Origin of the sequence: Rhizobium sp. NZLR1b (assembly GCF_019685155.1) — a bacterium.
Lineage (GTDB): Bacteria > Pseudomonadota > Alphaproteobacteria > Rhizobiales > Rhizobiaceae > Rhizobium.
Map to the genome: position 1 here is coordinate 101,114 of NZ_JABDWC010000021.1, position 23,628 is coordinate 124,741.

General features: G+C 60.2%; 20 protein-coding genes and 1 pseudogene. 13 read left to right on the forward strand and 8 right to left on the reverse strand.

Annotated elements, in window-relative coordinates; translation table 11 throughout:
* Positions 1–44 precede the first annotated feature (44 nt).
* From HJB84_RS25330 to HJB84_RS25340, 3 genes are read left to right on the forward strand one after another with little or no spacing between them, the layout of a single operon-like run.
* Complete coding sequence (locus HJB84_RS25330; RefSeq protein WP_207584588.1) at positions 45–869, forward strand: p-hydroxycinnamoyl CoA hydratase/lyase; 825 nt, start codon at positions 45–47, stop codon at positions 867–869.
* Positions 870–903: 34 nt separating this feature from the next.
* Complete coding sequence (locus HJB84_RS25335; RefSeq protein ID WP_207584589.1) at positions 904–2,010, forward strand: NAD(P)-dependent alcohol dehydrogenase; 1,107 nt, start codon at positions 904–906, stop codon at positions 2,008–2,010.
* Between the two features lie 21 nt (positions 2,011–2,031).
* Positions 2,032–3,471 carry a coniferyl aldehyde dehydrogenase gene (locus HJB84_RS25340; protein WP_207584590.1) on the forward strand — a complete coding sequence of 480 codons (1,440 nt, stop codon included), beginning with the start codon at positions 2,032–2,034 and terminating at the stop codon, positions 3,469–3,471.
* A 99-nt stretch (positions 3,472–3,570) separates the two neighbouring features.
* On the opposite strand, the gene HJB84_RS25345 is transcribed toward HJB84_RS25340, so the two are convergent.
* A complete protein-coding gene (locus HJB84_RS25345; RefSeq protein WP_207584591.1) occupies positions 3,571–4,638 on the reverse strand; it encodes an ABC transporter ATP-binding protein in 1,068 nt (355 codons plus the stop codon).
* A gap of 337 nt (positions 4,639–4,975) precedes the next feature.
* Between HJB84_RS25345 and HJB84_RS25350 the strand changes: the two genes are divergently transcribed.
* The 7 genes from HJB84_RS25350 to HJB84_RS25380 all read left to right on the forward strand — a co-directional run bounded on the left by HJB84_RS25350 (position 4,976) and on the right by HJB84_RS25380 (position 13,302).
* The gene (locus HJB84_RS25350; protein WP_221117221.1) at positions 4,976–6,616 is read left to right on the forward strand and encodes an extracellular solute-binding protein; all 1,641 of its coding nucleotides are present in this window, start codon (positions 4,976–4,978) and stop codon (positions 6,614–6,616) included.
* 172 nt (positions 6,617–6,788) lie between these two features.
* A complete protein-coding gene (locus HJB84_RS25355) occupies positions 6,789–7,907 on the forward strand; it encodes a carbohydrate ABC transporter permease (protein ID WP_221117222.1) in 1,119 nt (372 codons plus the stop codon).
* A complete protein-coding gene (locus tag HJB84_RS25360) occupies positions 7,907–8,818 on the forward strand; it encodes a carbohydrate ABC transporter permease (RefSeq protein ID WP_221117223.1) in 912 nt (303 codons plus the stop codon). Before HJB84_RS25355 ends, HJB84_RS25360 begins: the two co-directional genes overlap by 1 nt.
* Before the next feature lie 17 nt (positions 8,819–8,835).
* Positions 8,836–9,858 carry a LacI family DNA-binding transcriptional regulator gene (locus HJB84_RS25365; RefSeq protein ID WP_221117224.1) on the forward strand — a complete coding sequence of 341 codons (1,023 nt, stop codon included), beginning with the start codon at positions 8,836–8,838 and terminating at the stop codon, positions 9,856–9,858.
* A 44-nt stretch (positions 9,859–9,902) separates the two neighbouring features.
* Entirely contained in the window at positions 9,903–10,364 is a 462-nt protein-coding gene (locus tag HJB84_RS25370) for an RbsD/FucU family protein (protein WP_207584596.1), read from the forward strand.
* The gene (rbsK, locus tag HJB84_RS25375) at positions 10,361–11,284 is read left to right on the forward strand and encodes a ribokinase (RefSeq protein ID WP_207584597.1); all 924 of its coding nucleotides are present in this window, start codon (positions 10,361–10,363) and stop codon (positions 11,282–11,284) included. Before HJB84_RS25370 ends, rbsK begins: the two co-directional genes overlap by 4 nt.
* Before the next feature lie 86 nt (positions 11,285–11,370).
* Positions 11,371–13,302, forward strand: coding sequence for a diguanylate cyclase (locus tag HJB84_RS25380; protein WP_207584598.1), 1,932 nt, complete (start codon positions 11,371–11,373; stop codon positions 13,300–13,302).
* Between the two features lie 105 nt (positions 13,303–13,407).
* On the opposite strand, the gene HJB84_RS25385 is transcribed toward HJB84_RS25380, so the two are convergent.
* From HJB84_RS25385 to HJB84_RS25415, 7 genes are all read right to left on the reverse strand, one after another.
* Complete coding sequence (locus HJB84_RS25385; RefSeq protein WP_207584599.1) at positions 13,408–14,406, reverse strand: helix-turn-helix domain-containing protein; 999 nt, start codon at positions 14,404–14,406, stop codon at positions 13,408–13,410.
* A gap of 946 nt (positions 14,407–15,352) precedes the next feature.
* On the reverse strand, positions 15,353–15,502 hold the full coding sequence (locus HJB84_RS25390; protein ID WP_259671166.1) for a hypothetical protein: 150 nt from the start codon (positions 15,500–15,502) through the stop codon (positions 15,353–15,355).
* Positions 15,503–15,787: 285 nt separating this feature from the next.
* Positions 15,788–16,867, reverse strand: coding sequence for a glycine betaine/L-proline ABC transporter ATP-binding protein (locus tag HJB84_RS25395; protein WP_221117225.1), 1,080 nt, complete (start codon positions 16,865–16,867; stop codon positions 15,788–15,790).
* A complete protein-coding gene (locus HJB84_RS25400) occupies positions 16,860–17,747 on the reverse strand; it encodes a proline/glycine betaine ABC transporter permease (RefSeq protein WP_207584601.1) in 888 nt (295 codons plus the stop codon). The genes HJB84_RS25395 and HJB84_RS25400 overlap by 8 nt, the downstream gene beginning before the upstream one ends.
* Positions 17,748–17,842: 95 nt before the next feature.
* Positions 17,843–18,844, reverse strand: a complete 1,002-nt coding sequence (locus HJB84_RS25405; RefSeq protein ID WP_207584602.1) for an ABC transporter substrate-binding protein — start codon at positions 18,842–18,844, stop codon at positions 17,843–17,845.
* A gap of 67 nt (positions 18,845–18,911) precedes the next feature.
* Positions 18,912–19,706, reverse strand: a complete 795-nt coding sequence (locus tag HJB84_RS25410) for a pyrroline-5-carboxylate reductase (RefSeq protein WP_221117226.1) — start codon at positions 19,704–19,706, stop codon at positions 18,912–18,914.
* A 12-nt stretch (positions 19,707–19,718) separates the two neighbouring features.
* Entirely contained in the window at positions 19,719–20,348 is a 630-nt protein-coding gene (locus HJB84_RS25415) for a TetR/AcrR family transcriptional regulator (RefSeq protein ID WP_207584604.1), read from the reverse strand.
* A 146-nt stretch (positions 20,349–20,494) separates the two neighbouring features.
* Here HJB84_RS25415 and HJB84_RS25420 point away from each other — a divergent pair, with 146 nt between their 5' ends.
* From HJB84_RS25420 to HJB84_RS25430, 3 genes and pseudogenes are all read left to right on the forward strand, one after another.
* Complete coding sequence (locus tag HJB84_RS25420; RefSeq protein WP_207584605.1) at positions 20,495–22,531, forward strand: NADH:flavin oxidoreductase; 2,037 nt, start codon at positions 20,495–20,497, stop codon at positions 22,529–22,531.
* Positions 22,532–22,576: 45 nt separating this feature from the next.
* Positions 22,577–23,179, forward strand: coding sequence for a dimethylsulfoniopropionate lyase (locus HJB84_RS25425; RefSeq protein WP_221117227.1), 603 nt, complete (start codon positions 22,577–22,579; stop codon positions 23,177–23,179).
* Positions 23,180–23,215: 36 nt separating this feature from the next.
* Positions 23,216–23,628: pseudogene (locus HJB84_RS25430) on the forward strand (electron transfer flavoprotein subunit beta/FixA family protein); the annotation flags it as partial.

Sequence of the window (23,628 nt, forward strand, 5' to 3'; positions counted from 1 at the left end):
GAAGCGGCCCCGGCATTCAATGCCGAAACCAATGGAGTAGACCCATGACTGAAAATCAATCGCCGGTTCTGGTCGAATTCGATAACGGCATCGCTTTCGTGACCCTCAACCGCCCTGAAAAGCGCAATGCGATGAATCCGGCTTTGAACGCCCGGATGATGGAAGTGCTCGATGAACTCGAGGGCGACGAGCGCTGCGGCGTTCTCGTCCTGCGCGGCGCCGGCGAGTCCTGGTCCGCCGGCATGGATCTGAAGGAATATTTCCGCGACAATGACGACAAGCCGCGCGATGCCACGCTGAAGGCGCGGCGCCAATCCGGCGGCTGGTGGGGCCGGCTGATGTATTTCGAAAAGCCGACGATCGCCATGGTCAATGGCTGGTGCTTCGGCGGCGCCTTCACGCCGCTGGTTTCCTGCGATCTCGCCATCGCCGCCGAGGAAGCGAATTTCGGCCTTTCCGAGATCAATTGGGGCATCCTGCCGGGCGGCAACGTTACCCGCGCGGTCGCCGAGGTGATGCGCCATCGCGACGCGCTCTACTACATCATGACCGGCGAATTGTTCGGCGGGCGCAAGGCCGCCGAAATGGGTCTGGTCAATGAGGCCGTGCCGCTGGCCGAGCTTGAAACCCGGGTCCGCAAGATCTGCGCCAGCCTGCTCGAAAAGAACCCGGTGACGCTGAAGGCCGCCAAGGATACCTATAAGCGCGTGCGCAACCTGCCCTGGGATCTGGCCGACGATTACATCTACGCCAAGCTGGAGCAGATGCTGTTTCTCGACAAGACCAAGGGGCGCGACGAGGGGCTGAAGCAGTTCCTCGACGACAAGACCTATCAGCCGGGGCTCGGTGCCTACAAGCGCGGCCGCTGAGGGTTCGCGGGCAAATCATCAGGAGGAGGAAACCATGAAGATTCATGCCGCGGTGGCGCGTGCGCCGCATATGCCGTTTTCGCTGGAAAGCCTCGATCTGGAGGAGCCGCGCGAGGGGGAGATCCTGGTTCGCGTCGTCGCGACCGGGGTTTGCCACACCGATATCGTCATGCGCGACCAGCATCTGCCGGTGCCGCAGCCGGTGGTGCTCGGCCATGAAGGTGCTGGAATCGTCGAGCGTGTCGGGCCGGGCGTTGCCAAGGTAGCGCCAGGCGATCACGTGGTCATGACCTTCAATTCCTGCGGTCATTGCCCGAGCTGCAACGATCACGAGGAGACCTATTGCCACGAATTCTTCCCGCGCAATTTCTTCGGTTCGCGCGCCGATGGTTCGAGCGGGCTCTCCTATAGAGGGGAGCGGGTGAACGGCAATATTTTCGGGCAATCCTCCTTTGCCAGCCACGCGCTCTGTCATGAGCGCAATATCGTGAAAGTGCCAAGCGATGCCGATCTGGCGCTGCTCGGGCCGCTTGCCTGCGGCATCCAGACCGGCGCCGGCGCGGTCATGAATGCGCTCAAGGTCGAACCGGGAAAAGTGCTTGCGGTTTTCGGCATGGGGTCCGTGGGCCTCGCCGCCGTCATGGCGGCGCGGATCGTCGGCGCTTCGCGCATCATCGCCGTCGACGTCAACGAGGCGCGGCTGGCGCTTGCCACTGAACTCGGCGCGACCGATATCGTCAACGGCAAAGCGAGCGACGCCGTCGCCGCGATCATGGCGCTGACGGGCGCGGGCGTCGATTATGCGATCGATGCCTCCGGCGTGCCCGCCGTCATCGACCAGTGCGTGCGGGTGCTGGCGCCGCGCGGCACCTGCGGCATTGTCGGCGCTTCGCCCCATGGCGCGACGCTGACGCTCGATCTCACTCATATTCTCTCCGGTGGACGCCGGGTGCGCGGCATCGTCGAGGGTGATTCCAATCCCGACGTGCTGATCCCGCTGCTGATTGACCTTCACCGACAGGGCCGCTTCCCCTTCGACAGGCTCGTCACCTTCTATGATTTCGCCGACATCAACCGGGCGGTGGAGGATGCCGAAAAGGGCATCGTGCTGAAACCGGTCGTGCGCCAGCCGGCCGTCTGACACCGTTCAAGGGAGGAAAGAATGAACACCGTCGCCCCAATCGCTACCGATACCAGTCCCGATGCCATGAAGGCGCTGCTCGAACGGCAAAGGGCGTCCTTCCTGAGGGAAGGGCCACCAAGCATCCAAACCCGTGCCGATCGCATCGATCGCGTCATCGCTCTTCTCGTCGACTACAAGGATGCGATCGCCGCGGCGCTGTCGCAGGATTTCGGCAGCCGCAGCGTCGAGGCGAGCCTGCTTCTCGATGTCTTCACCTGCGTCGGTTCGCTCAAATATGCCAAGGGCCATCTCGCCGAATGGCTGAAGCCCGAGCAGCACGAGGCATTATTCCCGGACGCGGTGGCCGAAGTGGTCTATCAGCCGAAGGGGGTGGTCGGGATACTCAGCCCCTGGAATTTCCCGTATCAGCTGGCCCTTGCGCCGCTTGCCGGCATTCTCGCCGCCGGCAACCGCGCCATGATCAAACCGTCAGAGGTGACGCCGGCTTCCTCCTCCTTGATGGCGCAACTCATTGCCGGCGCCTTCGACGAAACGGAAATCGCCGTCGTGCAGGGCGGACCGGCCACGGGCACGGCCTTTACATCACTTGCCTTCGACCATCTGATCTTCACCGGCGGCACCGCGATCGCCCACCACGTCATGCGCGCGGCGGCGGAAAACCTGACGCCGCTGACACTTGAGCTCGGCGGCAAGTCCCCCGTCGTCATCGGCCGCTCGGCCGACCTCGCGGACGCGTCGCGTCGCGTCATGACCGTCAAGACGCTGAACGCCGGCCAGATCTGCCTGGCACCGGACCATGTTTATGTGCCCGAGGAAAGTGTGACGGCCTTCGCCGAACATGCGGCCGCGGCGGTCGGCGCGATGTATCCGGGGCTGAAGGAAAATCCTGATTACACCTCGATCGTCAATGCCCGCCATCATGCCCGCGTCCAGAGCCTGGTCGCCGACGCCAGGGCCAAGGGTGCCCGCGTCGTCGAGATCAACCCGGCGGCGGAGAATTTCTCCCAGCAATCGGCCCATCGCATACCGCCGACCCTGATCCTCGATCCCACCGAAGACATGCGCGTGCTGCAGGAGGAAATCTTCGGGCCGGTGCTGCCGGTTATTGCCTATCGCGATATCGCCGACGTCATTGATCGGATCAATGCCAAGCCGCGCCCGCTCGCTCTCTATTACTTCAGCCAGGATGGTGACGAGGAGCGCCGGGTTCTCGACAATACGACCTCCGGCGGGGTGACGGTCAACGATTGCATGAGCCATGTCACGGCGGAAGGCTTACCCTTCGGCGGCGTCGGCCATTCGGGCATGGGCGCTTATCACGGCAAATTCGGCTTCCTCGCCTTCTCGCATCCGCGCGCCGTCTACCACCAGAGCAAGATGGTGGAAGCGGAGTATATGATGCGCCCGCCCTTCGGCGAGGCAATGCGCGGCTTCCTGGCCGCGGCGATCTGCAAGTAACGACAGAACAGGGATCGATGGCACCGCATATTTGCGAGGCCATCGATCCCTGTTCATTCGACGTACCGTCAAGCGTCCCTTATCCGAAGGCGTGGCGGCTTAATCGAGCCGCAGCGTCTTGCCCGATCCAGCATCAAATAGATGGAGCTTTTCCGTACGGGGAGCCACCGTCACGACTTGCCCGGGCTCGAACTCATGGCGTTCCGAAAACACCGCGACAAGTTCGCCCGGCCCGTAGCGCAGGAACACCATCGTTTCATGGCCGGTGGGTTCGGTGACGCTGACCGTTGCCTTCAAGCCGCGTTCGGCGAGCGACAGATGTTCGGGGCGAACGCCGAGGAGCACGGACTGCCCGTCTGTTGCTTCGGGTGTGAAACCAAGACTGATCTCGTCGCCGGTCTCGGTGACGAAGATAGCGCCATCGGCCTTGTACCGGCCTTTCAGGAGGTTCATCGACGGCGAGCCGATGAAGGTTGCCACGAACGTGTTGTTGGGACGGTCGTAGAGTTTCAGCGGCGTGCCGATCTGTTCGACCTTGCCTCCCTGCATCACCACGATCTTGTCGGCCATGGTCATCGCTTCGACCTGGTCATGCGTGACGTAGATGGTCGTGGTTTTCAGCCGCTGGTGCAGTTCCTTGATCTCCTTGCGCATCTGAACGCGCAGCTTGGCATCGAGGTTCGACAAAGGTTCGTCGAACAGAAATACCTGCGGAGATCTGACGATGGCCCGCCCCATCGCCACACGCTGCCGCTGGCCACCCGAAAGCTGGCGCGGATAACGGTCGAGGTAAGGCACGAGATCGAGTGTTTCGGCCGCCGCCTGCAGGCGCTGTTTGATAACGTCGGCTGGCTGCTTCTGTAGGCGAAGCGCAAAAACCATGTTTTCGGCAACGGTCTTGTGCGGATAGAGCGCATAGCTCTGGAAGACCATTGCGATATCGCGGTCCTTCGGGGGGAGATTGTTGACGACGTTTCTGCCGATTGAAATCGTGCCGTCGGTGATGCTTTCGAGCCCTGCCACCATGCGCAACAGAGTTGACTTGCCACAACCGGAAGGGCCGACAAGCACCACAAACTCGCCGTCGCGGATTTCTATATCGACGCCATGCAGGACATTTAACGCGCCGTAGGCCTTGCGTGCCCCCGAAATATTGACCTCAGCCATGTGCCTCCCACTCGCTTTCTGCCGGCCCCCGGGCGCTCCCCAAGGGCCGTACATCTCACGACAGGTGCTTCCTGCAAGAGGGCCGATGAGCCGCCTTTTGCCGATTTGAAACTACCTGTCAGGCCTCCTCCATGAAACGTTTCATTTCCTGTTGACTTTTTCCACCTGCCGTCTAATTCTCGAAATCGAGACCGGGAGGAGCGGTTTCAGGCAAGATATGAAACGTTTCATTTTCTTGTTACCAGATAGTTCCGCACGAGGCCAGTGTAAAAAAGCACTGGAGCCAGCCCGGCAAGGCCAGCTGGCGGCAGCACAACGAAACATGGAGGAGGAAGGCATGAGAGTTGAAATATATGATGCATTGATGCGCCGTCAGGCAAGTCGCCGCGACGTCTTGCGCGGAACGGCAAGTGCCGCAGCTCTGCTCGGGCTGTCTGGCGCGATGGGCGGCATTGCCGGCACGGCGTTTGCTGCCGATGATCTGCGCGCCCAGATCCTGAAAATTCCAGGTGTCGGCAAGGGCTCGCCGACGGACTCAGATTGGCAGAAGGTCGGCGAGCTTTGCCTCGGTCCGACCAAGGCCAATGTCAAGCAGGGCGAGTTCGCCGGTGTCGAGCTGACCTTCATGGGGCTCAACAATCAGAACCTCCACAACTTCCTGTTCCGCGGATTCCTGAAGCCGTGGGAAGCCTATACGGGCGCCAAGATCAACTGGATCGACCTTGCTCAGGCTGATTACAACGCTCGCCTTCAACAATCGATCGCAACCGGCACGGTCGACTTCGACATCCTGGAGATGGGTGCACCGTTCGAAGGCGACACCGCCGGACGCGGGCTTCTGGACGAGATGCCTGACTGGGTTGCAAAGCAGATCGAGGCGGACGACATGGTCAGCTACCTGAAGCCACCGGTCGGCACCTGGGATGGCAAGACCTATCGCGTGACGATCGATGGCGACTGCCACACCTTCGCCTACCGCAAGGATTACTTCGGCGAAGGCTCGATCAGCGGCATGGCCGAGCCGCCGAAGACCTGGCAAGAAGTGAATGCAGCTTCCCAGGCGCTGATCGGCAAGACCGATCCGCTGACCAGTCAGCCAGCCTACGGCTATCTCGATCCCCTCAAGGGATGGGGCGGTTTCGGCTTCTATTTCATCGAGAACCGCGCAACGGCCTATGCTAAATATCCGGGCGACCCGGCCTGGCTTTTCGATCCTGAAAACATGAAGCCGCTGGTCAACAACCCGGCATGGGTTCAGGCGATCCAGGACGTTTTGGATCTGATTGCGGCGAAGGCCTATCCGGCCGACCAGATCAATGCCGATCCCGGCACCACGGCCTTCTCGCAGTTCCTGGCCGGCACCGGCGCAATGCTGATGTGGTGGGGCGATGTCGGCTCCAGCGCACGCACCTCCGACACCTCGGTCGTCGGCGACGTGGTCGGCTTCGGCATCAACCGCGGCTCCAACCGTGTCTACAACCGCAAGACCGGGCAGTGGGAAGACAAGTATAACGAAGCGCCTAACATGGCCTATCTGGGCTGGGGCATTTACGTTACCAAGCAGGTCTCCAGCGACGAGAAAAAGCGCAAGGCGGCCTGGTCTGCTGCTGCCCATCTCGGCGGCAAGGATATTTCTCTGTGGACGTCGGCCTATCCCTCCGGCTTCCAACCCTATCGTCAGTCCAACTTCAACTATGACGAATGGGAAAAGGCAGGTTACGACCGCGCCTATATCGAGGACTATCTGGGTTCGAACGTCGATAGCTACAACCACCCGAACGCCGCTATCGAACCGCGTATCCCCGGCATCTTCCAATATTACTCCGTCGCCGAAGACGAACTGGCGAAGGGTTTTGCCGGACAGTACAAGTCGGCACAGGAGACCGCGGATGCGATTGCGGTCGCCTGGGAAAAGATCACCGACCAGATCGGCCGCGATAGCCAGCTGAAACTTTACCGGACGAGCCTCGGGCTCTGATCGGTGACTGCTGCATAATTGCTTAAATCGGAATCGATTTAAGGATAAAATTAGGCAGCAATTCAAAGTGCGCAGCGTTCTTTGCGCGTCTTTCAGACACGCGGCGCTGTAAGCGCGCTGGCGGATCGGCAACGATTTCGCCGGCGCCCATTCTGTTCGGGTGAGGAATAAAATGTCGACAGTCGAAGGCGACCTGCTGCACACGGTCGAAGCCGGCTCCATTTCCGCGAGCCGTCGTTTCTGGGGCCAAGCGGTTCTGTGGCTGAGCGCCATATGGTTCGTAACATCATTTGCATTGCAGGGTGCCCATGCGCTGGGCTGGACCGATTGGGGTTTTTCGAACTGGCGCCCGGTACTTTATGCCTATTTTCTCTGGGCCGCAGTTCTCTGCATCACCCGCGTCGTCATTTACGGCGAGTCGGGCAAGAAGGCGCTGTTTGTTCTGCCGGCTGCGCTCTTCGTCGTGTCGATGGTGGTCTTTCCGCTGGTCTTTGCGCTCTGGATCGGCTTTTCTGATTGGAACCTCGCCTCTTCGGCAGGGCGGCGCTTCAACGGGCTCGACAACATACGTCGGATGATCACCGATCCGTTCTATGGCAATGCCCTGCTCAACATGATCCTTTATTGCCTGGCGATCGTCGTCGAATATGCAATCGCGTTCGGCCTGGCGTTGCTCCTCAATCAGGAAATCCTTGCCCGCAAGTTCTGGCGCGTCACCTTTCTGGTGCCCTTGATGCTGTCGCCGGTCGCGGTGAGCTGGATGGTCGGCAAGTCGATGATGGAAACCCGCTTCGGCCCGGTCGCGCGGTTTGCCCGCTGGCTCGGCTGGGAAAATCCCTCCTTCTTCGGCGATCCGCTCGTGGCGCGGCTTTCGATCATGATTATGGATGCCTGGACCTTCATTCCGTTCATGATGATCATGCTGCTCGCCGGACTGCAGGGCCTGTCGCGGGAAGTGCTCGAGGCGGCCGAAGTCGATGGCGCCACCAAGTGGCAACGTTTTTGGAAGGTGATTTTCCCGCTCATGCTGCCGGTTTCGGTAACAGCGGTGATGATCCGCATCATCTTCAAGCTCAAGCTCGCCGACATCATCATTACGGTGACATCGGGAGGTCCCGGCGGGGCGACCGATTCCGTCACCAGTTTCATTTATCGCGAATATCGCGACCGTTCGAATGTGGGATACGGCACCCTTTTGGCGCTCGTCTATCTGGTGATCATCGTTTTCGGCATGACCGGGCTGATGAAGATTTCCGACCGTATCGTGAAGCGCATGACAGGAAGGCTCTGATGGTTCGGATCGATTTCGAAAAATATGCACGCGGTCAGCGCATTCGTTGGTGGGCCATGCGTTTCGCCATTTACGGCCTGCTGGTCACCTGGGCGTTTGTCTGCGTCTTCCCGCTGTTCTGGACGGTCTCGACCTCATTCAAGACAGCGGCTGACGTCATGCGCGGCAACCTGATCCCCTGGTTCAATTTTGCCCCCAACTGGCTTGGCTGGCGCTCGCTCGGGCTCTCCCCGGATACGATTTTCCAGATCTCGACCGTGCGCGACGAGTTCATGCGCAGGCTCTGGAACAGCGTCATCATTTCGGTCGCGGCATCGGCTCTTGCGGTCGTGCTCGGATCGCTCGCGGCCTATGGCCTCAGCCGTTTTTCGTACAAGTTCGGCCATATGCGCAACTCCGACATTTCGTTCTTCTTCTTGTCGCAGCTCATAATGCCGCCCGTCGTTCTCGCCCTGCCGTTCCTCGTTCTCTACAAGGAACTGGCGCTGCTGGACACTTATGTGGGAATGATCGCCGTCTATACACTGATGGTCCTGCCGATTGTCGTCTGGATCATGCGCGACCAGTTCGCCACGGTTCCGGTTGAGCTCGAGGAGGCAGCGCTTGTCGACGGACTGTCGATCTGGGGCGCGTTTGCCCGCATCATCGTGCCGCTCGTTCTGCCGGGCATGGTGGCCGCCTTTCTGCTGGCGCTGATCTTGTGCTGGAACGAATATTTTTTCGCCGCGCTGCTGACTTCCACCAATACCAATACATTGCCGGTGATGATTGCCAGCCAGACGGGCAGCCAGGGCATCAATTGGTGGTCGATGGCGGCTCTTTCCACCGCCGGCATCCTTCCACTGGTTGTTGTCAGCGTCATGCTGGAAAAGCACATCATCGCCGGGATGACCGCGGGAGCGGTAAAGTAGCTGCGGGACGTTCGAAAATGTCAAAGATGCCTACAGTCAAGGATGTCGCCGAGTATGCGGGCGTATCCGTGGGCACCGTTTCGCGCGTGCTGTCGGGCGAAGCCGCGGTCAAACCTGTGCTGCGCGAAAAGGTCAGCGCCGCCATTTCTGCGCTCGGATACCGGCCGAATGTGACCGCGAGAGCGTTGCGCACCAGCAAAACCGACGTCATTGGTCTCGTCGTTCCCGACATCACCAATCCGTTCTTCGCGCAACTTGCTGCAAGCGTCGAGCGCGCCGCGCTCGAATGCGGGCATAGCCTCATGCTGGCTAGTTCGCATGACGATCGCGAGGCGGAGCAGAGCCACGTTTTCGCGTTCCTCGACCGGTCGGTGCGCGGCATCATCGTGGTGGCTTCGAGCGACGGTTCAGGCCTCCCCTTGGAGGGAGCGGTTCCAATCATATCGCTGGACCGGCGCTTCGGCACCTTTCCCTTGGTGTCGACCAACCATGCGCAAGCTGCCGCGCTAATTGCAGACCATCTCTATGGGTTGGGCCATCGCCACATCGCCTACATCGCTGGGCCACCCGACACGGAGGCGGGGCGCATGCGTAAAGAGGGCTTTGTCAGCCGCATTGACCTGTTTGGAAAGACCGGCGAGGCAGTTGAACTCGAAATCGCGTACGGCAAATTCGATTATGAGTCCGGTGAGAAAGTTGCCCGCGACCTGCTTTCGCGCCCACCACAGGATCGACCCACGGCAATCGCGGCTGCCAGCGACCAGCAGGCCATCGGCGCGCTGCGCGCTGCACGCGACCTCAAGATCGATGTGCCGCGCAAGCTGTCCGTGACGGGGTTCGACGACATTTCGCTCGCTAACCTCGTCGTGCCACGGCTGACAACCATACGCCAGCCGGCCGACACGCTGGCACGGCGCGCGGTCAGCCTTCTCCTTGAGGAGCCGCCAGGCAAAGGAGACGAGATGATCGACGGATCGCTGATCGTGCGGGGTTCGAGTGGCCCGTGCGCGCAGCCCAAGGTCGCCGGGCATAAAAATTGAAGCAAGGCCGGCACTGCCGCCATTATAAGGGATGGAAAGATCGAATGCTCAAGGGAATCAGGGCCGAACTCAACGGCGATATTCTTCAAGCACTTTGCAACATGGGACACGGCGACTATCTCGTCATCTCCGACACGAACTTTCCGTCGGATTCGATCGCCCGCCAGACGCGTCTGGGTAGGCTTCTGACGATGGAAAACATTTCCGCGCCGCAGGCGATAGATGCGGTCCTCTCCGTCTTCCCGCTGGACACCCCGATTCAGCCTTCGGCGGGGCGCATGGAAGTGATCGGCAAGCCTGACGAAATCCCGCCGATTCAACAGGAAGTCCAGGTCATCGTCGATCGCGCCGAAGGCAAGTCATCGCCCATGTATCCGGTCGAGCGGATGACGTTCTACGACATCGCCAAAAAAGCCTATTGTGTGATCGCAACGGGAGAACTGCGATTTTATGGATGCTTCCTTCTGACCAAGGGCGTCATCCCGGCGGAGGAGGCGGTCAGATGAGCGGGAAAAGCGGAATCGTCATTCTGGGTATTTTTGCCGCCGACACCGCCTATAAGGCCAAGCGCCTGCCCCATATTGCCGAGACGCTGATGGGGTCGGGCTTCACGCTTGGGCCGGGAGGCAAGGGCTCCAACCAGGCAATAGCCGCGGCAAAGGCCGGCGGCACGGTAACCTTCATCTCTCGGGTCGGCAACGACCCGTTCGGCGAGATGGCCCTTGCGGCCTATGCCGCGGCCGGCGTCAAAGCCAATGTGATGAAGATGGACGGCGTTTCCAGCGGTGCTGCCTTCATCTTCGTCGACGAAATGAGCGGCGACAATGCCATCATCGTCGCGCCGGGTGCTGCTGGTCTAATCGGCATAGAAGATGTCGATGCGAACCGGGCGGAGATCGAAAGCGCCGCCATTTTTATGACCCAGCTTGAACAACCGCTCGACGCGGCTGTCCATGGCCTGACGATGGCGAAAAGGGCAGGGGGCACCACGATTTTCAATCCGGCGCCCGCCCGCACGCTACCGGACAGCATCTATGGCCTGTGCGATTTCATCGTTCCAAACGAGGTGGAGGCGGCCGAATTGGCGGGGCATGCGATCGAAACGGATGACCAGGCACGAGCCGCGGCCCGTACCCTGCTGGATCGCGGAGCGAGAGCGGTCATCATCACCCTCGGTGCACGCGGCGCTTTCTATCACACGGCCGGTCAGAGCGAATTTGTACCCGCCTTTTCTGCGGGCAACGTCGTCGACACTACGGGCGCTGGCGATGCCTTCCTGGGCGGCTTCGCGACAGCGATCTCCGAAGGATATGCGCCGATCGAGGCCGTCCGCTTCGGTTGCGCGACGGCGGCAATCGCCGTGACCCGGCCAGGCACGGCCCCCGCCATGCCTTCGCGCGCCGAGATCGACGCCTTGCTGCGCTAGGAGTTCGTGCCAGGCTCGCGGGCGCATCAGCCAAAGAATGAGGCTGACAGGCCCCGGTTTAACGAAGCTCAAACTAGTGTTGTCGTATGACAGCTTCGTTACATAGCTTGGAAGGTGGATCCAGCGCGGTGAATGGCAATTGGACGCAATTCGGTGGCAACCTTTCATTCGTGTGCCTGGCGATCTCGCTGTGGGCGCTTTTTTCCATCCAGTTTCAGCGCCGTGCCTTCAGGCAGGAAAAAATCGCCTTCGGAATCATAGCCGGCGGCGCCTCCATCGGATCCATATTGCTGGCCGTTGAATTCCATCCCGGCATCTATGTCGACCTGCGCTTTTCGCCACTTGTATTGGCCGGCATGTTCGGGGGGCCGATCGCGGCGGCTTTTGCCGCAGCGCTGGCGATTGCCTTTCGTTTTGCCGTCGGCGGTACGGCGATGGTCGACGGGATCATCACAATGGCCATCGCCACCGGTATCGGTTTGGCCGGTCATGTCTGGACCCGCAAGAGATCTCCGGGACCGATGGATGTTGCGCTGCTGAGCCTGGCACTCGGCTTTGCATTGGTCCTGTCGATGGCTATGCTTCCCACCTTGGTGAATGCCCATGTGCTGGCCGGCGTCGGTTTTCCCCTGGCCGTATTGAATTGCCTGGCGACCGTTCTGGGCGGTTTCGTTCTCCTGAAGACGCAGCAATGGGAGTTGGAACGAAGCATATTGGTGACCGCATTTTCGCAGTCACCCGACTATCTCTATGTGAAGGACCGAAACAGCCGGTTCATCACCGTCAATGAAAACATGACCCGCCTCTTCCGTTTCAGGACGACGGCGGAGATGATCGGATTGTCGGATTTCAATCTGATGTCGCGACCACTCGCCGAGGAATTATATCATCTCGAGCAGCAGGTCATTGACACCGGGGTGCCGCTGATCGATTCCACCGAGCGTATCGAAGGCAGATTTCTGCTCGCCTCCAAGGTTCCGCTGAGGGACAAGCAGGGGCGTGTGATCGGCCTCGCAGGCGTAACGCGAGATGTTACGGAGCGCACCGCCCTGGAGCGGGAATTGCGCGAAAGCAAGAACCTGCTCTCGCATGCGATGGCCGGCATGTCCGATGGCATCGCCATGTACGACAGCAGAGGGTTTATCCTCTTTTGCAATGATCAGTATCGCAATGCGTTCCCGCTCTCCGGAGAGGCCCGCGTGGTCGGCGCCCATATCAGCGACATCCTGCGCCGCGTCGCCGAAACCGGTGAGCGGCCCGGTGTTCCGGAAGGGGATGTGGAGGAGTGGATCAAGGCTGCTACTGCTTCACTGCACAGCAACAAGGACGAAGAAGTTCAGCTTCATAACGGCGACTGGCGCAGCATCCGGACAAGGCTTGCGGAAGACGGTGCGGCAATGGCTGTGGTCTCGGACATCACGGCGACGAAGCAGGCAGAAATCGCACTCAGGCTATCGGCGGAACAGCTGAAAAATCTTGCCGAGACCGATGGGCTGACCGGCATGGTCAACCGCCGGGCCTTCGACGAAGCTTTCGCACGTGAGACGGCAGGCAGCGCCCGGAAGAACACGCCGTTCAGCCTTCTGATGGTCGATATCGACCGGTTCAAAGCCTATAATGACACCTATGGCCACCCCGCCGGCGACCAATGCCTGCGTGTCGTCAGCATGTGTTTGCGCCAGTCGGTCAGCCGACCGGCGGATATCGTTGCCCGCTACGGTGGAGAGGAATTCGTGGTGTTCCTCCCCGACACCAGCGCCAAAGGAGCAATGATCGTTGCCGAGCAGTTCGCTCGTCGCCTGGCCCAAGAGAGTATCGTTCATTCCGGCAGCGAATTCGGAAGGGTGACGGCCAGCATCGGCGTATCCTGCGCGACGGGAGCGGTCCTGCGGGCCAACCCGAACCGTCTCCTGACCGAGGCCGACGCCGCCCTCTACGACGCCAAAACGCAAGGCCGCAATCGCATTATGGCCCATTCGCCCAGCGGCGAACGGCACGAGATAAAGGAAGCTGGCTAGGCCGCTCTATCAACGGACGCGGCCAAATCTGCTCATCCTGTTTTTTCTGTCGAACCATCGCGCCAGCGCCCCGGATGGTTTATTCACTTCGGCAATGCACGGCCATTATCGCCGCATCGCGCGCTTCCTGGTGTCGGACGGATATTCCCCGTATGTCGTTTTATAAACCGCGGAAAACCGGCCGAAATGAAAGAAACCCCATTTGAGGCAGACGGCCTTCATGGTGTCCTTGCTCTCTGGATCGAGCAAATCCTGGCGCGCTGCGCGCAGACGGAGCGTCAGCAGGTATGCTGCGGGAGAGGTATCCCTGAAGGCACGAAAACCGGTTTCCAGCGCCCGACTGGATACGCCCGCCGCTTCGGCCACCTTCGGCATGGTGATCGGCTGATCGATATTGGCGTGCATGAATTCGATCGCCTTGCGGACATGCCGGGGTGCGATCAGGGCAGGCCCGTTCTCCAGGAAATGCGACAGCCGGTGAGGCACCAGGCGTACGACCAGATCGGCCAGCGCCTGCGTCAGGTGCGCCATGGCAATCGGCGACTGCAGCAAGGGGCCATCGTCGCGCATGCCCTGGATGATCGTTTCCGTGAGGCTGCCGATCATCCGGCCGGCCGGCTTGGATAGATCGAGTTCTGGCAGCAGGTCGAGAGAGCCGCTGAAGGGCATCTCGAAGGTCTGGCCGATCGTCTGCAGGATGACGGGCCAGTTGACCAGCAGCTCGTCGATGACGTTCGCTTGCCCGTGCATGATGACGCTGTTGGGTTCGAAATTATTGTAAAGAAGCAGTTTTCCTTGCCCGGCCTCGGCGACGCGGGGGCCATAGGTGACCCCCATACCGCCGCTGCGTGGCACAACGATCGACAGATACTCCGCCGTATCGACGGTCGGCTCGATATTGAACTGAAACTCGGCCTCATGATAACCGGTGAGCAGTACCGCATCGTCAGTCGCGGCAAAATCCAATCCCCAGTGGAACTCCTGAGCCCGGCCGACAGGCTCTGCATCGAATGCGCCAAAAGCGCCTCCGAGGGTTTCGACCATGTTGTCGAAGGACGAGCCGCGAAATCGAAATGAGAATTGCGGCGCGCTATTTTCCGACATGCTGCCCCCATTGTTCCACGTGGCTGCGTTGACTTGTCCTTCTCAACCGCTCGCAGATTTCGACGCGACACGCGATCCGTGTCGACGGATTGATGTGCGTACCTCTATTGGCCCCGCCGGTCGCCATCGATCGGTGTCCTCCGCTTTGTCAGCGCCTGCGGGCGGGAGTGATGGGCGATGCTTGGCTATATCTTAGCCGAACGGGGCCTGGAACGCAGCACGCCTCGGCGGAGCATGTGGATATCCGCGTGGTATCGGCAGAGAGATCAGCACCATGTGCAAGTCGACACAGGTCGAGTTCGAGCGTGGCATGCGTCAAGGAAACCAAGCGGTTAAATGCATTTGTCGACAGATCCAATCCGGTCAGCTCTCCGCAGCCTGAAGCCAGGAACTGGCAGACCTTTGAACAATAGGCAAGCCTTCGCACCACCTGCTATAATGATAAGCCGGTGATGAAACGATTACGCAGAGGGGCAATTTTATAGGGTGTATCCGTGAGGCCACGAAAGGCACAAACGCTACGGTCTGGCCTTGATGCGCATCATCATCTGAAACTATGGAAAACGCCCCAATCCGGGATCTGCGCAGTCGCCTGCCGAAGGTTCTATAGTGGACCGCTTATAGCCTTCGGCAAGCAGACAGGCATGCAGGCATACGCACGGGATGGGGTGCGTATGTATGATCCCTTCCATCCTTTTTTGGGGGGTGATGGGTGGAGGGGCTTGGCTCTGGGACCGTGAACCATCATGGTTTGGTCGAAAATCATCTTATTACTCCGTGGCGATGGAGCAATTGCCGGCGCCCGATAAAGTCGGCTAAGCGGCTTTTCGCGACGCAGTCTGGACTGGCCTTGCGCAAAATGTATACGCAAGCGCTGGCGAGAGGTTGTTCGTGCGCGGCTTGCGGACACAGGAAGAGGTCGATTAGGGCGTAGCGGGAGCGGGCGTCACAGCTCCAAGGCAGCTCGCCTATCCTCATAGAAGGCAAAGGGCGCCTGGCGCGGGGCGGCGCAATCTCCGATCTCTATGACATCGATACTCTGCGAGCGCAATTCCTCGCCCAGCCAGTTCGCGGACGCATCGGTGGTGGCCAGCACCAGGCTGTCGCCTTCCTCGAAGAAATGCTCACTGGTGTTGTTATCGAGTAGGCTGACGCCATTCCAGCACGCTGTCGGGCAGCCTGCACGAATCCGTCGATGATTTCCCAGATCTCGGCCTCGCTCATGGCATGCGAGCCGTCGCTGTCGTGATAGCTCGGCAAGCCGGACGGAGACCGATGCGAGCGGTATGAGCTATCGGAATCCCCATGCGCGCCGACATGAGCTGGCGACGTGCCTGAATCGGTGTCGCCAGCAAACGGAAAGACGGCCGCATCTGGAGCGTCAGAGGGCGACCGACAGGGCACTATCGCGTCGGGGGGCAACCTCCTGCGAATTCACCATCGCGCCCGCGAGCTGCCGGAAAGTGACAAGCCCCAATGTTTCCCCGGAGGGCGAAACGACCCTGGCATCGCCCTCTGGCGCCGATGCCAGCATTCGGACGGCCTCTTCGACGGTCGTGCCTGCCGCAATCGCCAGTCCAACCGGCGCCGCACCGGAGTGCAGCGGCGTCATGACGGCTTCGACATGGATGACCCGGCCTCGATTGACCTCCTTGACGAAGTTGGCGATGTATTCGTCCGCCGGACGCAGAACGATGTCCTGGCTGGTGCCCTGCTGGATGACTTCGCCGTCGCGCAGGATGGCAATCTGGTCGCCCAGGCGAAGTGCTTCATCGAGATCGTGGGTGATGAAGACGATAGTTTTTTTGATCTCTTTTTGAATGTTGAGAAGCACCGTCTGCATGTCCGTGCGGATCAAAGGATCGAGCGCCGAATAGGCTTCATCCATCAGAAGGACCGGCGCGTCGTTGGAAAGGGCGCGCGCCAGGCCGACGCGCTGCTGCATGCCGCCGGAAAGCTGGTTGGGATATCTTTGCTCGAAGCCCTTCAGGCCGACCCGCTCCAGCCAGCGCATGGCGATGTCGGTCGCTTTCGCGCGCTCCACGCCCTGCACTTCGAGGCCGAAGATGGTGTTGTCGAGAACATTCCGGTGCGGCAGAAGCGCGAACTTCTGAAACACCATCGCCGTCTGGTGCCGACGAAACGCCCGCAATTCGGTCTCGTTCATCTTCACGACATCGACGCCGTCGACCAGCACTTCGCCGGCGGTTGGATCGATCAGACGATTGATGTGGCGGATGAGCGTCGATTTCCCCGACCCCGAAAGGCCCATGACTACCTGGATGCGGCCGGAGGGAATCTCGACATTGATATCCCTCAGGCCCAGCACGTGACCGTGCTTTTCGTTGAGTTCGGTCTTTGACATTCCCTTCTGGACGGCATCGACATGCGCGGAGGGGTTGGGACCGAAGATCTTGTAGAGATGGCGGATCTTGATGCCGCCGAAACGCTGATCAGCCATGGACGATCTCCCGATGCTTCTGGAGCCTCTTGCCATACGCCTGGCTGACTCGGTCGAAGATGATGGCGATGCCGACGATGGCAAGGCCGTTGAAAATACCCAGGGTGAAATACTGGTTTGCAATCGCCTTCAGCACCGGCTGGCCGAGGCCCTGGACGCCGATCATCGATGCGATGACCACCATGGCCAGCGCCATCATGATCGTCTGGTTGATGCCGGCCATGATGGTGGGAAGCGCGAGCGGCAGCTGCACCTTGAACAGCTTCTGCGCGCTCGAGGTCCCGAAGGCATCGGCTGCCTCCAGCACATCCTTGTCGACCAGCCGGATGCCGAGGTCCGTTAGCCTTATCATCGGCGGAATGGCGTAGATGACGACGGCGATCAGTCCCGGCACCTTGCCGATGCCGAGCAGCATGACGACAGGGATGAGATAGACGAAACTGGGCATGGTCTGCATGACGTCGAGGATCGGATTGATCACGCGCTGCAGCCGGTCGGAACGTGCCATGAATATTCCCATCGGAATGCCGATGGCGATGGAAAGAACCGTGCAGACGAAGATCATCGAGACCGTCCGCATCGTATCGTCCCACATGTCGAAATAGCCGATCAGCAGCAGCGTCACCAGACAGCCGAAGACGACCTTCAGGCTGCGGCTCCCAAGCCATGCGATGGCTAGGATGATCGCGGTGATGATCGGCCACGGCGTCTGCGTCATGAACCGTTCGGCGGCGATGAGGAAATGCTGCAGCGGAATGAAGAGGGTTTCGATGCCGTCGCCGTAGGCGCGGGTAAATCCGCGAAAGCCGTCATCGATCGCCTTCTTCAAATTGCGAAGCGCGTCGTCATCCATATGTGGGAATTTATAAAACCATTCCATTCGGATCCCCTTTTTCTTCAAAGAGCCGCTGCAGTCTTTTTGATTTTATCGGCTGTGAGAGGCGGTGCGCTTTTCGCGCACCGCGATAGTCAATGTTAAAGCGCAGCTTCGATCTTCGTGGCCGCCTCAGGCGAGACCCACTTGGTCCAAAGGTCCTTGTTTTCCTTCAGGAAGTGCTTGGCGCCGTCTTCACCAGTTGCCTGGTTGTCGGTCATCCACGACATCAGCTTGTTGACCGTGTCATTGCTCCAGGAGCGCTTCGCCAGATAGCCCATGACCTCAGGCCCGACCTTTTCCGAAAAGGGCTTGGCAACCAGGGTGACGACATGATCGACCGGCCAGGCATTGGGCTTCGGGTCGGCGCAATCGGCGACGGTGATGCAACGCTTCCATTCGGCGGCATCCTGCGGCACCCCGGCTTCGAGCTTGACCATCTGATACTTACCGAGCAGCGCGGTCGGCGCCCAGTAGTAACCGGCCCAGCCTTCCTTGCGCTCGTAAGCCTTGGCGATTGAACCATCGAGACCGGCGGCCGAGCCGGTATCGACGAGGGTGAAGCCCGCCTTCTCGGCTTCGAAGGCCTTGTAGAGCTGCGAGGTGACGACAGTGCCACCCCAGCCCTGCGGGCCGTTGAAGATGGCGCCCTTCTTCGCGTCTTCGGGATCGGGGAAGAGTTCCGGATGCTTCAGCACGTCGCCGATGGTCTTGATATCGGGATGAGCGTCGGCGAGATATTTCGGAATCCACCAGCCCTGCACGCCGCCATCCGGCAGTGGAGAACCGACCTGAACGATGCGGCCTTCTTCCGTGCCCTTCTTGACGACGTCGGGGAGAAGATCGATCCAGGCTTCGGGCGCGATATCCGGCTGGCCTTTTTCGGCCATGGAGGTGATCGTCGGGACGGTGTCGCCAACGGTGATGTCAGCGCTGCAGCCATAGCCTTCGTTCAGGATGAACTTGTCCAGGTTTGAGAGAACTTCGGCGCTCTGCCAGTTCATGCTGGCGATGGTCACGCTGCCGCATTCGGCGGCGCTGGCGAAAGACGCTCCGCCAATCAGGCCGAATGTCAGACATGTCGTTGCGAGTAGTTTTTTCATTGTCGTTCCCTCTGTTTAGCGGCTGGTCTTGCCGAGCGGGGTGCCGCAGTGCCCGCCCCAACGGTCGTCAGGAAACCTTTCCCATACTCACCGATTTCTCAAATGCCGCCGACAAACCCTTGGCGATCGACGCGTCGAATCCCGCAGCGCGCATGCTTTCGATGGCCGCCGCCGTCGTACCGCGATAATCGAGAAAGGTCTGAACGACGTCTTCGGGACTTTCGTCGCGGCGCTCCAAAAGGCGACCGGCGCCTGTCATCACCGTATTGACGGCGCGGCGCGCAATCTCCGCCGGCAGGCCGCGGGCGACGGCGTCATCCATCATGGCAGCCGCAAGCAGCGCCGGCAACGCCGGTCCGGAGCCGGAAAGGCCGGTGAGGTAATCGATGTCGCTTTCCCTTGCGACCTCGTCCTGCGATCCGCAGGCCTCGAAAATGGCGCGGACGACGGCCCGGTCATTTTCCGTGACCTCGCTTGTGCCGATCCACGGCGTATAGGACTTAGCCACTTCGGCAGCCGCATTCGGCAGGGCGCGGACGACACGGCCGGTCTTGTGGTGTTGCGAAAGGGCGGCGAGACCAATCCCCGCCATCACCGAAATGACGAGCTTGCCGCCGGCATCGACATCAAGGGGATGCCAGTCATCAGGACGGACTGAGAGGAAGATCACGTCCGAGCGGTCGGCCAGCGCCTGATTGTCGGCCGTCCAGAAAGAATTCAAGAAACGATCCGGCTGTTTACCGCGATAGGAGAGAGAGAGCTTTCGAGGCTCTAGCAAACCCGCGTCGAGGATCGAGGCGGCGATGGCTCCGCCAAGCCAGCCGCTGCCGCCAATAATACCGATCCTCAAGGAAACGCTCATCTCGGCTTTCCTCTAATCGGGCTTGTGGCCATGCCGGGAGAAGAAGCGATCGAGCTCCCTCTGCTGCGGCACTTCGCCCGTGTAGATCGCGATATATTCGGGAATCCGTTTCATGCGGACGGCGAGTTCCTCCCTTGATTGCATGGAGATGTATCCGATCTGGACGAGGTAAGTTGTACGCGCTCTGACATCCGATGTCGTTTCTGGTAACCCGAACCGCATGAACATGCGCTTGAGCGCCTCCAGCCGAATCTGATCGGCCTTCTGGACCTCTGCGAGAAGCTCGTCGGACTGCAGCGCCCAACTGCGCACGGCAAATTCGAACTTCGCGTCGAACAGATCGTTGTCGAGCCAGCAATCGAAGACATTGAGCATCGCTTCGGCGAGCGATTCCGCATAAGCCTCAGATCGCTTGACGATGTTGCCGGTGTTTTTGTCGCGCCATAGCGCCACGAGTGCACTCAACAGCTCCTCCCGATCCTTGAAGAACCAGTAGAAGCTCGTGCGCGAGAGATTTAGCTTTTTCGCCAGCGGCAGAATTTTCACCGAATCCACGCCGGACTCCAGCAGTGAGTGGTAAGCTGCTTCCAGCCATCCTTCCTGTGATCCGCGCCAACCGGTGTCGTTCAAAGCCTGATCCATAGGTTATCTCCTATCAAATTCCGAGGTCGCGCACAAGAAAAATGTACAGAAGTGTCAAAAATAACGACCATAATGTTTTCAATATTGACACATATGTACATTACGCCTAGCGTTTCCTCTGGTATTTTTAATCGGAACCGCGGCCCATGTCGAACGATCCTCTCCTTCAGCCCTATCAGCTCAAGCACTTGAAGTTGCGTAACCGTATTATCGTCACCTCCCACGAGCCGGCCTATCCCGAAGACGGTATGCCGAAGGAGAAGTATCGTGCCTACACGGTGGAGCGGGCAAAGGGCGGAGTGGCATTGACGATGACGGCGGGCTCGGCTGCGGTGTCCAGGGATAGTCCGCCGGTTTTCAACAATCTGCTGGCTTACAAGGACGAAATCGTTCCGTGGATCAGGGAAATGACCGACGCCGTGCACGAAGAGGGGGCGGCGATCATGATCCAGCTCACCCATCTCGGCCGGCGCACACGCTGGGACAAGGGCGACTGGCTGCCGGTTGTCGCCCCATCGCATCATCGCGAGGCATCCCATCGTGCCTTTCCGAAGAAGTTGGAAGATTGGGATATCGAGCGCATCATCAAGGATTTCGCCGACGCAGCCGAACGCATGAAGGCGGGCGGTATGGACGGCGTCGAACTCGAGGCCTACGGCCACTTGATCGACCAGTTCACGTCGCCGCTCACCAACGAGCTCGATGGTCCCTATGGCGGCTCGCTCGACAACCGGCTGCGTTTCTGTTTCGATGTGTTCAAGGCGATCCGGCAGAGGGTCGGGGACGAGTTCATCCTGGGCGTGCGCTACACGGCCGACGAATGTCTTCCGGGCGGCACCGGCAAGGCCGAAGGCATCGAAATCTCCAGGCGCCTCAGGGACAGCGGCCTTATCGACTACCTGAACGTAATCCGCGGTCACATCGATACCGACGCTGGCCTGACCGACGTGATCCCGATCCAGGGCATGGCGAATTCGCCGCATCTCGATTTCGCCGGCGAAATCCGCGCCGCGACAGACTTCCCGACTTTCCACGCCGCGAAGATCCCTGATGTCGCCACCGCGCGCCATGCGATCGCCTCCGGCAAGGTCGATATGATCGGCATGACCCGCGCCCACATGACCGACCCGCACATCGTCCGCAAGATCATCGAGAAGCGGGAAGAGGACATTCGTCCCTGCGTCGGCGCCAATTACTGTCTCGACCGCATTTATCAAGGCGGGGCCGCCTACTGCATCCACAATGCCGCCACCGGCCGCGAACTGACCATGCCGCATATGGTGGCGAAGGCCGACGCCAGGAAAAAGGTCGTCATCGTCGGCGCCGGCCCGGCCGGTCTGGAAGCAGCGCGCGTTGCCGGAGAACGCGGCCACCAGGTGGTCGTTTTCGAAGCGGCGAACAATCCCGGCGGCCAGATCCGGCTCACCGCCCAGAGCGAGCGCCGAAAGGAAATGATAAGCATCATCGACTGGCGCATGAGCCAGTGCGAGAAATACGACGTCACCTTCCATTTCAACACCTGGGCGGAAGCTCACTCGATCGAAGCCGAGAATCCCGATGTCGTCATCATCGCGACGGGCGGTTTGCCGCATACCGAGGTTCTCTCGAGCGGCAACGAGCTGGTGGTCTCGTCATGGGACATCATCTCCGGCGACGTGAAGCCTGGAACCAACGTGCTGATCTTCGACGATGCCGGCGACCATGCCGGCCTTCAGGCGGCGGAGTTTCTGGCCAAGGCCGGCGCCAAGGTCGAGATCATGACGCCGGACCGGTCCTTCGCGCCCGAAGTTATGGCCATGAACCTGGTGCCCTATATGCGCTCGCTTCAGAAGCACGACGTGACCTTCACCGTCACCTATCGCTTGGAAGCTGTCGAGAAAAGCGGCAATCAGCTCGTCGCTCATGTCGGCAGCGATTATGGCGGGATTGCCCGGCAGCACAGCTTCGACCAGATCGTCGTCAACCATGGGACCATCCCGCTCGACGAGCTCTATTTCGAGCTGAAACCCAGCTCGAGCAATCTCGGCGAGATGTCGCACGACCAGCTTCTTTCCGGGGAACCTCAATCCGTCATTCGCAATCCCGAGGGCAAGTTCCAGCTGTTTCGGATCGGCGATGCTGTCGCTGCGCGCAACACGCATGCCGCCATCTATGACGGCCTGCGCATCGCCAAGGATATATGATCGCAAGAGGGGCCGCTCGCCGGCCGCTCATTTCGGGGGGATGACATGAGTTTACGCGGAGAAAGCCTGCAGCTTTTCGTGGATGCGGCGTCTGCCGCTTTCGACCAATTCGCAAAGGCGCCGGAAGCACGCCGCTCGATCGGTCAGTTTTTTGCGGCGTTGGAACGGCGGGGAGCCGCACGTGCGGGAGAGGGAAGCCGGTTGCCGGTGTGTCATCACCTCGATCTGGCGCTCGCGATCGATACGTCCTATCCTTCGCTGACGGGATTAATCGAGGCCTTCAAAGGCATCGAGCCGATGCTTGAATGGCGTCGGCGCACCAAGTATGACCACACGGCCGACGACAATTTCGTCGATGGGCATGCCAATGCCATGATCATCGGCCGGGGAGGATTGGAGGAGCGGAACGACCTGTGGCTCGGTGTGACGTTAATGGCGCCTCAGGTGCGCTATCCGGACCATGACCATGCGCCCGAGGAAGTCTATCTGGTGCTTTCCGAGGGAGAGTTTCAGCAAGGGGAAGGGGACTGGTTTTCGCCTGGTATCGGCGGATCGTTCTACAATATCCCTGGAATCAAACATGCCATGAGGTCGGTGGGCACACCGCTCTTCGCCTTCTGGGCGCTGCTTGCCGAACGGCCGCACTGACGGCCGGCAGTCTAGGAAATAAAAGGGGTTTTGCAAATGAAGATTCTCGTACCCGTAAAACGGGTCGTCGACTACAACGTGAAGATCCGGGTGAAGCCGGACGGCACGGGTGTCGAGCTTGCCAATGTGAAGATGTCGATGAACCCGTTCGATGAGATCTCGGTGGAAGAGGCGCTGCGGCTGAAGGAAGCCGGCAGGTGCGAGGAAGTGATCGTCGTCTCGATCGGTCCGGCCAAGGCCGAAGAGACGCTGAGGACCGCCCTTGCCATGGGCGCCGACCGGGCGATCCTGGTCGAGACCGACGATGCGGTCGAGCCGCTCACCGTCGCCAAGATCCTCAAGGGCATCGTTGATGCCGAGCAGCCGGGTCTTGTCATCGTCGGCAAGCAGGCGATCGACGACGATTCGAACCAGACCGGCCAGATGCTGGCAGCACTGCTGGGGTCCGC

Bases quoted from the DNA above. Each gene is read 5' to 3' on its own strand.
- HJB84_RS25400 (WP_207584601.1), bottom strand. From the start codon at position 17,747: ATGGAATGGTTTTATAAATTCCCACATATGGATGACGACGCGCTTCGC.
- HJB84_RS25405 (WP_207584602.1), bottom strand. From the start codon at position 18,844: ATGAAAAAACTACTCGCAACGACATGTCTGACATTCGGCCTGATTGGC.
- HJB84_RS25360 (WP_221117223.1), top strand. From the start codon at position 7,907: ATGGTTCGGATCGATTTCGAAAAATATGCACGCGGTCAGCGCATTCGT.
- HJB84_RS25415 (WP_207584604.1), bottom strand. From the start codon at position 20,348: ATGGATCAGGCTTTGAACGACACCGGTTGGCGCGGATCACAGGAAGGA.
- HJB84_RS25355 (WP_221117222.1), top strand. From the start codon at position 6,789: ATGTCGACAGTCGAAGGCGACCTGCTGCACACGGTCGAAGCCGGCTCC.
- HJB84_RS25410 (WP_221117226.1), bottom strand. From the start codon at position 19,706: ATGAGCGTTTCCTTGAGGATCGGTATTATTGGCGGCAGCGGCTGGCTT.
- HJB84_RS25350 (WP_221117221.1), top strand. From the start codon at position 4,976: ATGAGAGTTGAAATATATGATGCATTGATGCGCCGTCAGGCAAGTCGC.
- rbsK (WP_207584597.1), top strand. From the start codon at position 10,361: ATGAGCGGGAAAAGCGGAATCGTCATTCTGGGTATTTTTGCCGCCGAC.
- HJB84_RS25370 (WP_207584596.1), top strand. From the start codon at position 9,903: ATGCTCAAGGGAATCAGGGCCGAACTCAACGGCGATATTCTTCAAGCA.
- HJB84_RS25330 (WP_207584588.1), top strand. From the start codon at position 45: ATGACTGAAAATCAATCGCCGGTTCTGGTCGAATTCGATAACGGCATC.
- HJB84_RS25395 (WP_221117225.1), bottom strand. From the start codon at position 16,867: ATGGCTGATCAGCGTTTCGGCGGCATCAAGATCCGCCATCTCTACAAG.
- HJB84_RS25340 (WP_207584590.1), top strand. From the start codon at position 2,032: ATGAACACCGTCGCCCCAATCGCTACCGATACCAGTCCCGATGCCATG.
- HJB84_RS25420 (WP_207584605.1), top strand. From the start codon at position 20,495: ATGTCGAACGATCCTCTCCTTCAGCCCTATCAGCTCAAGCACTTGAAG.
- HJB84_RS25385 (WP_207584599.1), bottom strand. From the start codon at position 14,406: ATGTCGGAAAATAGCGCGCCGCAATTCTCATTTCGATTTCGCGGCTCG.
- HJB84_RS25365 (WP_221117224.1), top strand. From the start codon at position 8,836: ATGTCAAAGATGCCTACAGTCAAGGATGTCGCCGAGTATGCGGGCGTA.
- HJB84_RS25380 (WP_207584598.1), top strand. From the start codon at position 11,371: ATGACAGCTTCGTTACATAGCTTGGAAGGTGGATCCAGCGCGGTGAAT.
- HJB84_RS25335 (WP_207584589.1), top strand. From the start codon at position 904: ATGAAGATTCATGCCGCGGTGGCGCGTGCGCCGCATATGCCGTTTTCG.
- HJB84_RS25345 (WP_207584591.1), bottom strand. From the start codon at position 4,638: ATGGCTGAGGTCAATATTTCGGGGGCACGCAAGGCCTACGGCGCGTTA.
- HJB84_RS25425 (WP_221117227.1), top strand. From the start codon at position 22,577: ATGAGTTTACGCGGAGAAAGCCTGCAGCTTTTCGTGGATGCGGCGTCT.